This is a genomic window from Opitutus sp. GAS368 (assembly GCF_900104925.1).
In the GTDB taxonomy this organism is placed as follows: Bacteria; Verrucomicrobiota; Verrucomicrobiia; order Opitutales; family Opitutaceae; genus Lacunisphaera.
This window is the reverse complement of sequence record NZ_LT629735.1, coordinates 2,952,367-2,966,419: the sequence shown is the minus strand read 5'-3', so window position 1 is coordinate 2,966,419 and position 14,053 is coordinate 2,952,367. Positions and strand designations below refer to the sequence as shown.

Annotated in this window: 10 protein-coding genes; 3 read left to right on the top strand and 7 right to left on the bottom strand. The window is 67.1% G+C overall.

Annotated features, from left to right (window positions below):
• Window positions 1-196: 196 nt before the first annotated feature.
• The 7 genes from ilvC to BLU29_RS18705 all read right to left on the bottom strand — a co-directional run bounded on the left by ilvC (window position 197) and on the right by BLU29_RS18705 (window position 9,674).
• On the bottom strand, window positions 197-1,207 hold the full coding sequence (ilvC, locus tag BLU29_RS12670) for a ketol-acid reductoisomerase (RefSeq protein WP_091058530.1): 1,011 nt from the start codon (window positions 1,205-1,207) through the stop codon (window positions 197-199).
• A 156-nt stretch (window positions 1,208-1,363) separates the two neighbouring features.
• Window positions 1,364-1,927, bottom strand: a complete 564-nt coding sequence (gene ilvN, locus BLU29_RS12665) for an acetolactate synthase small subunit (protein ID WP_091058527.1) — start codon at window positions 1,925-1,927, stop codon at window positions 1,364-1,366.
• Window positions 1,928-1,939: 12 nt separating this feature from the next.
• A complete protein-coding gene (gene ilvB / locus BLU29_RS12660) occupies window positions 1,940-3,802 on the bottom strand; it encodes a biosynthetic-type acetolactate synthase large subunit (protein ID WP_091058526.1) in 1,863 nt (620 codons plus the stop codon).
• Window positions 3,803-3,839: 37 nt separating this feature from the next.
• Window positions 3,840-5,510 (bottom strand): dihydroxy-acid dehydratase, encoded by a 1,671-nt coding sequence (gene ilvD, locus BLU29_RS12655; protein ID WP_091058523.1) that lies wholly within the window; start codon window positions 5,508-5,510, stop codon window positions 3,840-3,842.
• 460 nt (window positions 5,511-5,970) lie between these two features.
• A complete protein-coding gene (gene thrA / locus BLU29_RS12650) occupies window positions 5,971-8,460 on the bottom strand; it encodes a bifunctional aspartate kinase/homoserine dehydrogenase I (protein WP_091058521.1) in 2,490 nt (829 codons plus the stop codon).
• A complete protein-coding gene (locus BLU29_RS12645; protein WP_197677709.1) occupies window positions 8,457-9,521 on the bottom strand; it encodes an alpha/beta fold hydrolase in 1,065 nt (354 codons plus the stop codon). Before BLU29_RS12645 ends, thrA begins: the two co-directional genes overlap by 4 nt.
• Window positions 9,522-9,548: 27 nt before the next feature.
• On the bottom strand, window positions 9,549-9,674 hold the full coding sequence (locus BLU29_RS18705; protein ID WP_255401042.1) for a hypothetical protein: 126 nt from the start codon (window positions 9,672-9,674) through the stop codon (window positions 9,549-9,551).
• A 344-nt stretch (window positions 9,675-10,018) separates the two neighbouring features.
• On the opposite strand from BLU29_RS18705, the gene proB reads away from it, so the two are divergent.
• The 3 genes from proB to BLU29_RS12630 all read left to right on the top strand — a co-directional run bounded on the left by proB (window position 10,019) and on the right by BLU29_RS12630 (window position 14,038).
• Complete coding sequence (gene proB, locus BLU29_RS12640; protein ID WP_091058515.1) at window positions 10,019-10,783, top strand: glutamate 5-kinase; 765 nt, start codon at window positions 10,019-10,021, stop codon at window positions 10,781-10,783.
• Window positions 10,784-10,890: 107 nt separating this feature from the next.
• Entirely contained in the window at window positions 10,891-12,174 is a 1,284-nt protein-coding gene (locus BLU29_RS12635) for a glutamate-5-semialdehyde dehydrogenase (protein ID WP_091058512.1), read from the top strand.
• A 208-nt stretch (window positions 12,175-12,382) separates the two neighbouring features.
• Window positions 12,383-14,038: a hypothetical protein gene (locus BLU29_RS12630; RefSeq protein WP_091058511.1), complete on the top strand. Its 1,656-nt coding sequence runs from the start codon at window positions 12,383-12,385 to the stop codon at window positions 14,036-14,038.
• Window positions 14,039-14,053: the final 15 nt, after the last annotated feature.

Sequence of the window (14,053 nt, the reverse complement as noted above, 5' to 3'; positions counted from 1 at the left end):
ACAGGAGCTCGCCGGTGCTTCCCTTGCGCAGGGCAGAGAAAGCAGCCGATAGCCCCCGACTAAGTCGCAGTCGCAGGCCCGTCGCGCCCAAGCCACGCAGATTCAGCGCCTCGATGGAGGCGTTGAGGAAGCGGGACTGGGTGCGGCTGGTCATGGTTGGTTCACTCTCACTTTCACCTTCACTTTCACTCCGTGGTCATTTGGAGATGACCACGGGGTTGAGGAACGGCATCATCGCGCGCAGTTTGGCGCCGACGACCTCGATCTTCTGGCCACGCTCGCGGTTGCGGAACTTGTTCATGGTCTTGCGGCCATACTTGTTGTTCTCATCGATGAAGCGCTTCGCAAACCTGCCCTGCTGGATGTCCTTGAGGATGCGTTTCATCTCCTGCTGCGTCTTCTTGGTGATGACGCGCGGGCCGGAGACGTAGTCGCCCCACTCCGCGGTGTCGGAGACGGAGTAGCGCATGTAGTTGAGGCCGCCGCGATACATCAGGTCCACGATGAGCTTCAGCTCGTGCATGCACTCGAAGTAGGCGATCTCGGGCTGGTAGCCCGCGTCGACCAGGGTCTTGAAGCCGGCCTTGACCAGCTCGGAGCAGCCGCCGCAGAGGACGGCCTGCTCGCCGAAGAGGTCGGTCTCGGTCTCCTCCTTGAAGGTGGTCTCGAGCACGCCCGCGCGGGTGCAACCGATGCCGCGGCCGTAGGACAGCGCGAGCTTCTTGGCGTGGCCGGTGGCGTCCTGATGGACGGCGATGAGGCCGGGGACGCCGCCGCCCTCCTGGAAGACCTCGCGGACGCGGTGGCCCGGGGACTTCGGGGCGATCATGCTCACGTCGACGTTCTTCGGCGGGACGATGCCCTTGAAGCGGATGTTGAAGCCGTGGGCGAACATCAGCATCTTGCCGGCCGTGAGGTGCGGCGCAATCTCCTCGCGGTAGAGGCGGGCCTGGACGTGGTCCGGCACCAGCACCATGATGACGTCGGCCCAGGCGGAGGCCTCGGCGACGGAGGTGACCGTCAGGCCGGCCTTCTTGGCCTTGGCGACGGACTTGCTCTTCGGCGAGAGGCCGACGCGGACCTTGACGCCGCTCTCCTTGAGGTTGAGCGCGTGGGCGTGGCCTTGGGAGCCGTAGCCGATGATCGCGACTTTCTTGCCGCGGATGAGCGAGAGGTTCGCGTCCTTGTCGTAGTAGATTTTAGCCATGGTAGTTTGAGTTAAAAGTGAGAGGGAATGTGAAAGTGAGGGTGGGTTTTATTCCGTCATTCTGAGTGAAGCGAAGAATCCAATATCATGTGCGAGGCGGTCGTGCCGCTGGATCCTTCACTGCGTTCAGGATGACAGGTAGCGGAGGATTGGTGGTTAAACGGACATGGAGAGGCTGGCGGCGTCGGGATGGTGGTCATCCGCGGTGGTGCGGACCAGCGGCGGTGCGGCCGAGAGCAGCTCGTGGCCGCGCGCCATCGCGACGGCGCCGGTGCGGACGATCTCGACGATGCCGTAGGGACGCAGGACCATCTCGAACTTGCCGATCTTCTCCGGCGTGCCGGTGACCTCGATGACGAGCGTCGCCTCGTCCACGTCGACGACGCGGGCGCGGAAGACATCGGTCAGCTGCAGCACCTCGGCCCGCGTCTGGTTGGTGACCTTGACCTTGACCAGGCCGAGCTCGCGAAAGAGCGACGGCTTGTGGGTGAGGTCGTCGACGCGGAGGACGTTGACCAGCTTGTAGAGGTTGGCCTCGACGATGCGGGCGCCGGCCTCGGTGGCGTCGACCACGACCGTGAGGCGCGACACGCCCGGCTGCTCGGTGCGGCCGACCGTGAGCGAGTCGATGTTGAAGTTGCGGCGGCGGAAAAGCGACGCGACCCGGTTCAGGACGCCGGGCACGTCTTCCACGTAGGCGATGAGCGTATGTTTGGCCATGGGAGGGTTGGGTTAGCGGCGGGATGTTTTGGCGATCTTGCGGGCCGGCGCCTTCGCCGGCTTCTTGGCGGTCTGGCCGCGGCCGTTGAGGGCCTTGGCCTCGGCTTTCGCCTCGACGAAGACGTTCGGCAGCGCGGACGCCGGCATCTCCCAGTCCTTGTCGGAACCGGACTCGAGCATCACGTCCTGCTTCGGACGGCGGATCATCTTGTCGAGATCGGCGCCGGCGGGGACCATCGGGAACACCGTGTCCTCCTTCTCGACGACGAAGTCGATGACGACGGTGCCCTTGGCCGCGAGGGTCTTCTCCACGGTCGTCTTAACGTCGGAGCGCTTGTCGCACAGGAAGCCGGTGAGACGGTAGGCCTCGGCGAGCTTCACAAAATTCGGGCCGGTCATCGGCGTGGCGGCGTAGCGCTTGTCGTAGAAGAACTCCTGCCACTGGCGCACCATGCCGAGGAAGGCGTTGTTGATGATCGCGACGTTGACCTTGATCCCTTCCTGCTCGGCCGTGGCCAGTTCGCAGGAGGTCATCTGGAAGCCGCCGTCGCCGACGACCACCCACACGTCCTTGTCGGGGCAGGCGAACTTGGCGCCGATGGCCGCGGGGAGCGCGAAGCCCATCGTGCCGAGGCCGCCGGAGGTGATGAGCGAGCGGGGCTTCTCGTGGCGGAAATACTGGGCCTCCCACATCTGGTGCTGGCCGACGTCGGTGACGACGATGGTGTCGCGCTTCTGCGTGAGGCGCCAGATGTCGTTGATGACATGCGCGGCGTAGAGGTGGCCGCTGTCGGGCAGGCTCTGGATGTCGCGCACGGCGGAATCGCCGCGGAAGGCGTTGATCGTGGCCCACCACTCGGTGTGGTCGGCCTTCTGCACCTGCGGCTGGATGAGGGTCAGCACCTCGCGGAGATCGCCGATGAGGGCGACGTCCACCGGGACGTTCTTGTTGATTTCGGTCGGGTCGATATCGACGTGGATCTTCTTCGCATTGAGCGCGTAGGTCTTGAGGTTGCCGGTCACACGGTCGTCGAAGCGCATGCCGAGGGCGATCAGCAGGTCGGCCTGCTGGATGGCCTGGTTGACCCAGGCCTCGCCGTGCATGCCCATCATGCCGAGGTTGAACTCGGACGACGCGGGGATCGCGCCGATGCCGAGCAGCGTCGTGGTGATCGGGATGCCCGCGGTCTTGGCGAGCTTGAGCACCTCGGCGGTCGTGCCGGACTTGAGGACGCCCTGCCCCGCGAAGATGAGCGGCCGCTTGGCGGCATTGATGAGCTCGGCGGCGCGCGCGAACTCCGACGCCGGGGCGTGGTAGCTCGGGCGGTAGCCCGGCAGGCGCGGCGCGGCGGCCTCCCAGTCGAACTCGGCGGTGAGCTGCTGCGCGTCCTTGGTGATGTCCACGAGCACGGGGCCCGGGCGGCCGCTCTTGGCGATGTAGAACGCCTCGCGGATGGCGCGGGCGACATCGCCGGGCTTCGTGACGAGGTAATTGTGCTTGGTGATCGGCAGCGTGACGCCGGTCACGTCCGTCTCCTGGAACGCGTCGGTGCCGATCGCCTTGGAGCCGACCTGGCCGGTGATGCACACGATGGGCGAGGAGTCCATCATGGCGGTGGCGATGCCGGTGACCATGTTGGTCGCGCCGGGGCCCGAGGTCGCGATGGCGACACCGACCTTGCCGCTGGCGCGGGCGTAGCCGTCCGCCATGTGCGTGGCGCCCTGTTCGTGGCGCACGAGCACATGGTGGATCTTCGGATATTTCGTCATCGCGTCGTAGGTCGGCAGGATCGCGCCGCCCGGATAGCCGAAGACGACGTCAACGCCTTCGCGCTGTAAGCATTCCCAAATGATTTCTGCGCCGGTGAGTTTCATGGAGTCCCTTGAGTTGCGGTTGGTTTTAAAATTCAGATCAGGTGGTGACGGCGCCCTCGGAAGCGGACGACACGGTGTTGGCATACTTGGCCATGACGCCGCGCGCGTAGCGCGGGGCGGGTGCCTTCCAGCCGGCCTGGCGGCGGGCCAGCTCGGCGGGGGCGATCTCGACGTGCAGTTTGCGCGCCGGGACATCGATCTCGATGGTGTCGCCCTCCTGCACGAAGGCGATCAGGCCGCCCACGAACGCCTCGGGGGCGACGTGGCCGATGGAGAAGCCGCGCGTTGCGCCGGAGAAGCGGCCGTCGGTGAGCAGCGCCACGGAGTCGGCGAGCCCCTGCCCCGCCAGCGCGCCGGTCACGCCGAGCATTTCGCGCATGCCGGGGCCGCCCTTGGGGCCCTCGTAGCGGATGACGACGACATCGCCGGCCTTGATCTGCTGCGCGTTGGCCGCGGCCATGGCATCCTCCTCGCAATTGAAGACGCGCGCCGGACCCTTGAGTTTTTCGCGCGAGCTGCCGGCGACCTTGAGCACGCCGCCCTCCTCGGCCAGGTTGCCGCGAAGGATGACGAGCCCGCCGGTGGGCTTGAAGGCCTTGTCGGTCGGCCGGATGACCTGCTGGCCGGGCGCCTCGAACGCGCCCTTCACGTCCTCGGCGATCGTGCGGCCGGTGACGGTCACGCACTCCTTGTTCAGGTAGCCGCCCTCGAGCAGACGGCGGAGCAGCAGCGAGATGCCGCCGGCCTTGTGCATCTCGACGGCCGTATAGAGGCCGCCGGGCTTGAGCGTGGCGATGGTCGGGGTCTTCGCGCTGATGGTGTCGAACTCGTCGATCTTGAGCGAAACATTGGCTTCCTTCGCGAGCGCGAGCAGGTGCAACACGGCGTTGGTCGAGCCGCCCGAGGCCGCGACCGAGACGACGGCATTTTCGAAGGCCTTCCGCGTCATGATCTGCGAGGGCTTCAGGTCCGCGCGGACGAGGTCCATCACGATCTCGCCACAGCGGAACGCGGCCTTGTTCTTTTCCTCGGCCGTGGCCGGGATGCCGTTGAGGCCGGCGGGCGAGATGCCGATGGCCTCCATGATCGTCGCCATGGTGTTGGCGGTGAACTGGCCGCCGCACGCGCCGGCCGTCGGGCAGGCGGCGTTCTCGACGCAACGGAATTCCTTCGCGTCGATCTTGCCGGCGGTGAACGCACCGACCGCCTCGAAGACGTCCTGCACAGTGAGCGCCTTGCCGTTGTGGTGGCCGTGGTCGATCGAGCCGCCGTAGAGCGCGAGGCCCGGGATGTCCAGGCGGGCCAGCGCCATCATGACGCCGGGGTTGGTCTTGTCGCAGGCGGAAAGGCAGACGAGGCCGTCGAGGCTGTTGCCGCGGGCGACGAGCTCGATGGAGTCGGCGATGAGCTCGCGGCTGATGAGCGAGGTCTTCATGCCCTCGGTGCCCATCGTGATGCCGTCGGAGATGGAGACGGTGTTGAACTCCAGCGGGGTGCCGCCGGCGGCGCGGACGCCCGCCTTGACGTGCTCGGCGAGGGCGCGGAGGTGGAAATTGCAGGGCCCGATCTCGGTCCAGGTGTTGGCGATGCCGATCAACGGCTTGGCCAGGTCGGCATCGGTAAACCCGATGGCCTTCATCATGGCGCGGGCGGGCGCCCGGCTCGGGCCGTCGGTGACAAGGTGGCTGTGGCGTTTGCCGGAATTCATGGGGTAAAGATCAGGCCATGCTACCGAAATGAGATCGGCAGGGCGAGTAATGGGTTGGGCAGGTCTGCGTCATAACGGAAGATGGGTGGAAAATAAAAAAGCCGCCCCTTGGTGGGCGGCTTCCTGTTTCGAGTTTTTTGTCTCTTAGGAGCTTTTGGCTGTTGCGAGCCGCCCATGTGTATTCGGGTCCGTGGCCAGAGCCAGGACGACGGTAATAAGCACAATAAGGGCGACGTTGAACATGGGAACGGGCCAGAAGTTGTTAACCGGCCCCAGCGCTGTCAACCCTCGTTTCACAATTCCTCAAATTATCCGGGACAAAGAGGCGCAAGGGGCCAAACGAATCAAGATTGATACATGAAAGGGGTCTTCAGAGGTGGAACCCGGCCTCCGGACGGGTTGGTTTGTATGCTCGGCTCCTGAAGCGCGTCCGGAGGCCGCGCTCCACCTGAAGGAAATCTCACCGCCGGCCGCGCATGTTCTGGGCGAGACGGAGGATATCCGCCAGCACGCCGGCCGCGGTCACTTCCCCTCCCGCGCCTGCCCCGCGCACAACCATCGGATATTGGCGGTAGCGCTCGGTATGAAACGCCACGAAGGCCTCCGACCCGCGCAACGACGCCGCCGGATGGGAGGCATCGACGTCAATCGGGCCGACGGTCACCTTCGGCCCCTCGGCGCCGGGCGTGATGCGCGCCAGGTAGCGCGGCTGCTTGCCCTGCTTCATGCTCGCCGCGACGCGCGCCGCGACCTTGGCATCAAGCTTCGCCAGCGACTGCAGGAATTTCTCCGGGTCGTCTTCGCGCAGGTTCTCCGCCGGCACGAACGGCTCGAGGGCCACGTCGCCCAGCTCGACCAGCAGGCCAAGCTCACGGGCGAGGATGACGGCCTTGCGCGCCACATCGAGGCCCGAGAGGTCGTCGCGCGGGTGCGGCTCGGTGTAGCCGAGCTCCTTGGCCTGGCGCACCGCGGCCGACAGGGCGTCGCCCTGCACCAGCCGTTCGCACAGGAAGCCCAGCGTGCCGGAGAACGCGCCCTCGATGGTGATGACGTGGTCGCCGGTGCGGACGAGGTTCTTCAACGTCTCGATGACCGGCAGCGCCGCCCCGACGGTTGTCTCGTAGTGGTAGGCGCGGAAATTCTTCCGCGCCGCGGCCAGCAGCGCCACGCGCTCCGGCTGCGGCAGCGCGAGCGGCTGCTTGTTGGCCGACACGACGTTGATGCCGTGCTCGAAGGCCGCCCGGTAGATCTTTTCCATGCCGGCCGCGGCCGAGCAGTCCACGAGCACGGGATTGGGCAGTTGCGAGAGTTTCTTGAGCAGGGAGCTGGCGTCCTTGACGGCCTTCCCCGTGGCGAGCGCCTTCTCGAGCGCGGCGATGGCCTCGAGCGGCGGCAGGCCCTCGGCGTCGTAAAGCGCCCCCTTGCTCGAGCCGATGCCGACCAGCCGCACCTGCACGTCGTGCTCGCGGCCGAGCGCCTGGTTCTGCCGGTCGATCTGCTTGAGGAGGCTGCCACCCACCACGCCCTTGCCGAGCAGGAGCACGCTGAGCTGGGTGTGCGCGAGGTTGAAGGCGCCGTGCACCGTGCGCACTGCGGTCGCCGTCTGGTCGGCGTCCACCACGCACGAGATGCTGCGGGCCGACGCACCCTGTGCCACGGCGCGCACCGGGATGCCCGCCGCGCCGATCGAATTGAGGAACTTGCCCGCCACGTTCGGCTGGGCGCCCATGTTCTCGCCGACCAGCGTGACGAGCGTCACCGGCGAGAGCACCGGCTCGATCCGCAGGTCGCCCGACTGGATTTCCGGCGCGAGCGCCTCGCTGATGCTTTGCTTGGCGCGGGCCTCGTCGACTTCGGGGATCACGACGGAGAACGACTGGCCGAGGGTGGACTCGGTGGTCATCCACACGCGCACGCCGGCCTCGCCGAGGGCGGCGAGGATGCGGCCGCCGAGCGGCTTGCCCAGTCCGGTGCGGCGCGACTGCACGCCGATCAGGCCGAGGCGCTCGAGGCTGGTGACGCAGGTCGGGCGGTTCGGGTCGGGATTGCCCTTCGCGTCAATCCGCGTGCCGGGAGCGTCGGGCTGCGTGGTGCTGCGGATGACGAGCGCCGCGCCGCATTCGCGGAGCGGGATGATGGTGCGCGGATGGAACATCCGCGTGCCGAAATAAGCGAGCTCGAGCGCCTCGTCGTAGGACAACCGGTCCACCGGCGTGGCCTCGCGCACGAGCGCCGGGTCGGCGGTCATCACGCCGAGCACGTCCGTCCAGACGGTGACGGCGCTGGCCTTGAGCAAACCGGCCACGAGCGTGGCGGTGTAATCGGAGCCGTTGCGGCCGAGCGTGGTCGTCTGGCCGTCCTTGGTGCGGCCGATGAAGCCCGTGACGATCGGCACCGAGCCGGTCCACCTGGCCGCCCCGGCGGCGAATTTCTCCGCGGTCGCGGCCTTGTCCACCGTGGCCGCGCCGAAGGTGGCGTCGGTCACGACAAAATCGCGGGCGTCCACCGGGATGGCCGGCACATCGCGCTCGGTCAGCGCCCGGGCCAGCAGCGCCACGGAGATGCGCTCGCCGACGCTGATGATGGAGTCGAGGGTGCGGGCCGAGCACTCGCGGGTCAGCTCGATGCCGGAGAGCAGGCGCTCCACGGGGGTAAGGATGTCGTCGAGGTCGTGCTTGAGGCCCTTCTGCCCCTGGCTGTTGAGCACGCTGCGGCCGGTGGCGGTGGCGAGCTCGCGCACCTGGGCCAGTTCGCGGCGGGCCTGGCTGATGTTGCCGTCGGCGGCCGACTTCGCGGACAGGATGAGCCAGTCGGTGCTGTCGCCGAGGGCGGAGACGACCAGCGCCAGCGGGCGCGGCGCGGCGACCACCAGCTCCAGCACCTTGGGCAGACGCCCCGAAGTGCCGAGGGAGGAGCCCCCGAATTTGTAGACCTGCCAGCGCGCGCTCATGGGCCGGGAGCCTGCAGATGCAGCGCCTTTGTCAAGAGAGGTCCGAGTGTCTTCCATTCGATGAGGAAAGCGTCGTGGCCGTGGATGCTCGCCACGGTCTCCCGCTCGACCTTGGCGCCGGCGGCGCGCAATTGCGCGGCCAGGGCCGCGGCCTGGGCCGGGGTGAAAAGCTGGTCGGTGTCCACATCGACGACCAGCGTCGCCGCGCGGACCCGGCTGATCGCGGGTTTCGTGTCTCCCGGCAGCGGCTGGGTCAGGTCGTGGTGGTCCATCGCCGCGAGCTGCAGCTCGTAGGCCTGCGCCGCGAAACGGTTGCGCAGCTTCTTGCCCTGGTGCTCGAGATAGCTCTGCACCGGATAACCGGCGTCGGTGCCGGGGGCCGGGCGCGGCTGGCGGGCGTCGAGGCCCGGCTCGGCGCGGTAAGTGAGGATGGCGAGCTGGCGCGCGATCTCGAGGCCGCGGCCGACGTTCTCCGGGTAACCCGGGTCGAGCCGCAGGATCTGGCGCGCCACGTGGTTCCAGCCGACCACCCAGGCGCTGGCCGACACGCTGGTCGCGAACGGCAGGATGCGCTCGAAGCGCTCGGGCGCGAGCGCGGCCAGCGTCAGCGTCACCATGCCGCCCAGCGAACCGCCGGTCGTGAGATGCACGCGGCCGACGCCAAGCTTGTCCAGCGCGAGCAGGATGGCGCGGGAGATGTCGAGGCTCGTGAGGTCGACCGTCTTCATCGCCGGGAAGCCTTCCACGCCGGGCCCGCTGCTGCCGTAGCAGGAGCCGAGGTTGTTGAAACACACCAGCCGGTGGTGCGCGGGATCGAGCGCCTTGCCCGGGCCGATGAGCGGGTCCCACCAGCCGTCCTTGCCGCCGGCCACGGCGCTGCCCGTAAGGGCGTGCACCAGCAGCACGGTCGGGACGTCCTTGGCGGGATTCTCAGGCGTGTCGCCCTCGCGACTCCACCACCAGCCGCGGACGCGGTGGGACCGGACTACGCCTCCTCGCGCGAGCGCGAGGTCGGGCAAGCCCAATTCAAAGATACGCGGAGTCGCGGCAACAGTCGGCATGACGATGGGGGGCATGATGCTTCCATCTCACAGAACCGGCGTCAACGCGCCGGCGACCGATTGTTGCTGAACCGCCATGCCTTCCGTCACGTAGTCACCACCGTTGGTGGTGCAGCGTTTGGGATCGGAAGGGTTGGCGGAATTCGTGTTCATGGGGGGATTGTGTTGATTTTGTGTTGGTTCTAAAAGACGGCCCGGCCCGGGGCGAGACAAGGGAGGGACGTGTCATACCTGTGGGCCATTCGCCCCATACGTGTCATAGCCGGGCAGTAGCACGATCAAGGCCAAGGCATTGATAGCCATAAAAAGTCTCAAAAATCCGGCGGCAAACGGTGCTACCAAGGCGCCTATAGGCGCGCGCGGGATGTTCGACGCAGAAATGATGATCTTTGTGACTTTTCGTGGCGAAAAATCCTCCTTCAGGCGACTGGGCAATTCAAGGCATAGCGAGGATTCCTGCTTGTTGCGCGAACCCGGCTGGCTACGCTGCAAATTTCATGGCCAAACGTTCCCAGCGCATCGTGCTCAAGTTCGGTTCCGGCATCCTGTCGACCGAAAAGGGCATCGGCTTGAGCCGCCGGCAGATCGCGCGCCTGGCCCGCGAGGTCGGCGCGCTGGTCCGGGCCGGCCACCAGTGTGTCATCGTGTCCAGCGGCGCCATCGCCGCCGGGCTCGCCACCCTGGGCCTCGACGCCAAGCCCAAGGAACTCGCCGGCAAGCAGGCCTGCGCCGCCGTCGGCCAGTCCCAGCTGATGCACGCCTACGCCAGCGCCTTCGCCCAGCAGGGCCTCAACGTCGCCCAGCTGCTGCTCACCCACAACGACCTCGACAGCCGCACGCGCCACCACAACGCCCGCAACACCCTCACCCACCTCCTGTCGCGCGGCAACGTCGTCCCCATCATCAACGAGAACGACTCCGTCGCGGTCGAGGAAATCAACTTCGGCGACAATGACCGGCTCTCCGCCGAGGTCGCCATCCTGATCGACGCCGACCTGCTCATCATCCTGACGAGCGTGGACGGCCTGCAGGACGCCGCCGGCCAGGTCGTGCCGGTCGTGAAGGATTTCAGCGAGGTCGCGGGCCTCGTCCGCGCCGACAAGGGCCACACGTCCACCGGCGGCATGGTCACCAAGCTCCAGGCCGCGCAGCTCGCCGTGAAGGCCGGCATCCCGGTCAACATCGCCAGCGGGAGAAAAGCGGGCCTGGTTTATGCCATCGTGACCGGGCAACGCGTGGGAACCCATTTCCCGGCCAATTAACCTGGCAAAATTCCAAACGCCAATGGCCAAACGCCAAACAATTTTCAATTTTCAGGTCTTCGGATTTGTTTGGGATTTGGCTTTTGGCCTTTGGGATTTCTCCCGCCATGGCTGACCTGGCACAACTCATCGCCCAGCTCGGGCAACAGGCCCGCGTCGCCGCGCGCCAGCTCGCGCGCACGCCCGCGAAGCAGATCGACGCCGCGCTCCTTGCGATGGCCGACGCGCTCGTCGCCGCGCAGATGGATTTGCTCAATGCCAACGCGGCCGATGTCGCCGCGGCCCGGGCCAACAACCAGACCGCCGCGCTCATCGACCGCCTCACGCTCACACCCGAGCGCATCGCCAAGTGCGCCGAGGGCCTGCGCTTGGTCGCGGCCCTCCCCCACCCGCTCGGCGAGGTGCTCCGCGAGTGGACGCAGCCCAACGGCCTGAAGTTCGCCAAGGTCCGCGTGCCGCTCGGCGTCATCGGCTTCATCTACGAGTCCCGCCCCAACGTCACGGTCGACGCCGCCGGCCTCTGCCTGAAGAGCGGCAACGCCGTCATCCTCCGCGGCGGCTCCGAGGCGCTGCGTTCCAACACGATCATCGCCGCCGCCCTCTCCCGCGGCCTGGCCCAGGCCGGCCTGCCCGCCCACGCGGTGCAGCTCGTGCCGGTCGCCGACCGCGACGTCGTCCGCCTGTTCGGCGAATCGGTCGGCGCCATCGACCTCCTCATTCCCCGCGGCGGCAAGGGCCTGATCGAAACCGTCGTGAAGTTCGCGCGCATCCCGGTCATTAAGCATTATGACGGCATCTGTGCGGTCTACGTGGACCGGGCCGCCGACCTGGTCATGGCGGAGAAGCTCATCGTCAACGCCAAGGTCTCCCGCCCCGGCGTGTGCAACGCCGCCGAGACGCTCCTCGTGCACCGCGACGTCGCCGCCACCTTCCTGCCCAAGGCCGGCGCCGCCCTGCTCGAGGCCGGAGTTCGCCTGCGCGTCGACCAAGCCTCCCGCACTGCGCTCGGCGATCTCGTCACTCATCACCCGTCACTCATCACGGTCGCGAACCGGGACGACTATCGCACCGAGTTCCTCGACCTGATCCTCGCGGTGAAGATCGTGGACGACGTCGCCGTCGCCATCGAGCACATCGAGACCAACGGCTCGCACCACACGGACACGATCGTTACGGCCGACGCCGCCACGGCGGAGCAGTTCCTCGCCGGCGTGGACAGCGCCGTCGTGCTCTGGAACGCCTCGACGCGCTTCAACGACGGCCACGAGTTCGGCTTCGGTGCGGAGATCGGCATCAGCACGGACAAGCTTCACGCCCGCGGCCCGATGGGCCTCGAGGAGCTGACGTCCTACAAGTATGTCGTCCGCGGCGCCGGACAGATCAGAAGCTGAAGCGGGTGGAACGCATTGACCCCAACGCGTTGTTCGAACGCCCGAAGCGCGTTGAGGTCAACGCGCTCCACCTCAAGCCAGTTAGATAATGCAGGGTCGCCGCCAGTCGGCGGACCGCGTCGACCGCTGAAGGTCCGCCGACCAACGGCGACCCTACCTTGCGGGATTTCGCCTTTACCGCCACCGTGGCTGTCGCGATTCTGCCGCCATGCGAATTACCCTCCCGCTCGTCTCCGTCCTCCTCCTCGCTTCCCTCGCCCCGGCCAAGGAAGCCCCCCTGCCCGCCGAGGCCGAACTGCGCGCCATGACCGCGCGTTTCGCCCCGGTTGAGATCAAGGTCGACACCTCCGCCCTGCCCGCCAACGAAAAGCTCGCCTTGGCCAGGATGGTCGAGGCGGCGCGGATCTGCGACGCCCTCTTCTACCGTCAGTCCGCCCCGCTCAACGAGACCTGGCTCGCGCAGCTCGCGACGGACGACTCCGCCCTCGGCCGCGCCCGCCTCCACTATTTCGCCCTCAACAAGGGCCCGTGGTCGCGCCTCGATCTCAACCGCGTCTTCCTGCCGGGTGTCGGCCATAAGCCGCCGAGCGGCAATTTCTACCCGACCGCCGCCAGCCGCGAAGCCGTGGAGCAGTGGATCAACTCCCTGCTGCCGGCCGAGAAGGCCGCCGCCACCGGCTTCTTCACCACCATCCGCCGCAGCCCGTCCGGCGAGTTCATACTCGTGCCGTATAGTATCGAATACCAGGCCGAGCTGACCGAGGCCGCCCGCCTCCTCAACGAGGCCGCCGCCGCGACGAACCAGCCGACCCTGAAAAACTTCCTCGAGAAGCGCGCCCGCGCCTTCCTGACCAACGACTATTACGACAGCGACATGGCGTGGATGGAGCTCGACGCCACCATCGAGCCGACCATCGGGCCCTACGAGACCTACGAGGACGAGTGGTTCAACTACAAGGCCGCCTTCGAGGCCTTCATCACGCTCACCGACGCGGCCGAGACGGCCAAGCTCGCCCGCTTCGGCGCCGAGCTGCAGGGCCTCGAGGACCATCTCCCCATCGACCCGAAGTTCCGCCGCCCGAAGCTCGGCGGCCTTTCGCCCATCCGCGTCGTCAACGTCGTCTTCTGCGCCGGCGACGGCAACCGCGGCGTCCAGACCGCCGCCTTCAACCTGCCGAACGACGAGCGCGTCGTCGCCGCCAAGGGCTCGAAGCGCGTCATGTTGAAAAACTTCCAGGAGGCGAAGTTCGCCCACGTCCTCGTGCCGATCTCGAAGCACGCCCTCGTCGCCGCTGACCAGCCGCTGGTCGCCTTCGACCCGTTCTTCACCCACATCCTGATGCACGAGCTCATGCACGGCCTCGGGCCGCAGGAGATCACCGTCGGCGGCCGCCGGACGACCGTCCGGCTCGAGCTCAAGGAGCTCAACAGCACGCTCGAGGAGGCCAAGGCCGACATCTCCGGCCTCTGGGCGCTGCAGCAGCTCATGGACAAGGGCGTCCTCGACAAAACACAGGAGCGCTCGATGTATGTCACCTTCCTCGCCTCCTCTTTCCGCACGCTGCGCTTCGGCCTGACCGAGGCGCACGCCAAGAGCATGGCGCTGCAGATGAACTGGCTGCTCGACCAGGGTGCCTTCACGGTGGACAAGGACGGCCGCTTCGGCGTCGACTTCGCCAAGGTCAAGCCGGGCGTCGCGAGCCTCGTCACCGAGATCATGACGATCCAGGCCACGGGCGACTACCCGCGCTGCAAGGCCCTGCTCGACAGGATGGTCGTCATCCGCCCCGAGGTGAAGACGCTGCTCGGCCGCCTCAACGACGTGCCGGTGGACATCGAGCCGCACTTCGCGACGGAGCTGTGATTTAACCACAACGAC

Excerpts from the sequence above, each read along its gene's own strand:
- ilvC (WP_091058530.1), bottom strand. The coding sequence starts at position 1,207 with ATGGCTAAAATCTACTACGACAAGGACGCGAACCTCTCGCTCATCCGC.
- ilvN (WP_091058527.1), bottom strand. The coding sequence starts at position 1,927 with ATGGCCAAACATACGCTCATCGCCTACGTGGAAGACGTGCCCGGCGTC.
- ilvB (WP_091058526.1), bottom strand. The coding sequence starts at position 3,802 with ATGAAACTCACCGGCGCAGAAATCATTTGGGAATGCTTACAGCGCGAA.
- ilvD (WP_091058523.1), bottom strand. The coding sequence starts at position 5,510 with ATGAATTCCGGCAAACGCCACAGCCACCTTGTCACCGACGGCCCGAGC.
- thrA (WP_091058521.1), bottom strand. The coding sequence starts at position 8,460 with ATGAGCGCGCGCTGGCAGGTCTACAAATTCGGGGGCTCCTCCCTCGGC.
- BLU29_RS12645 (WP_197677709.1), bottom strand. The coding sequence starts at position 9,521 with ATGCCGACTGTTGCCGCGACTCCGCGTATCTTTGAATTGGGCTTGCCC.
- BLU29_RS18705 (WP_255401042.1), bottom strand. The coding sequence starts at position 9,674 with ATGAACACGAATTCCGCCAACCCTTCCGATCCCAAACGCTGCACCACC.
- proB (WP_091058515.1), top strand. The coding sequence starts at position 10,019 with ATGGCCAAACGTTCCCAGCGCATCGTGCTCAAGTTCGGTTCCGGCATC.
- BLU29_RS12635 (WP_091058512.1), top strand. The coding sequence starts at position 10,891 with ATGGCTGACCTGGCACAACTCATCGCCCAGCTCGGGCAACAGGCCCGC.
- BLU29_RS12630 (WP_091058511.1), top strand. The coding sequence starts at position 12,383 with ATGCGAATTACCCTCCCGCTCGTCTCCGTCCTCCTCCTCGCTTCCCTC.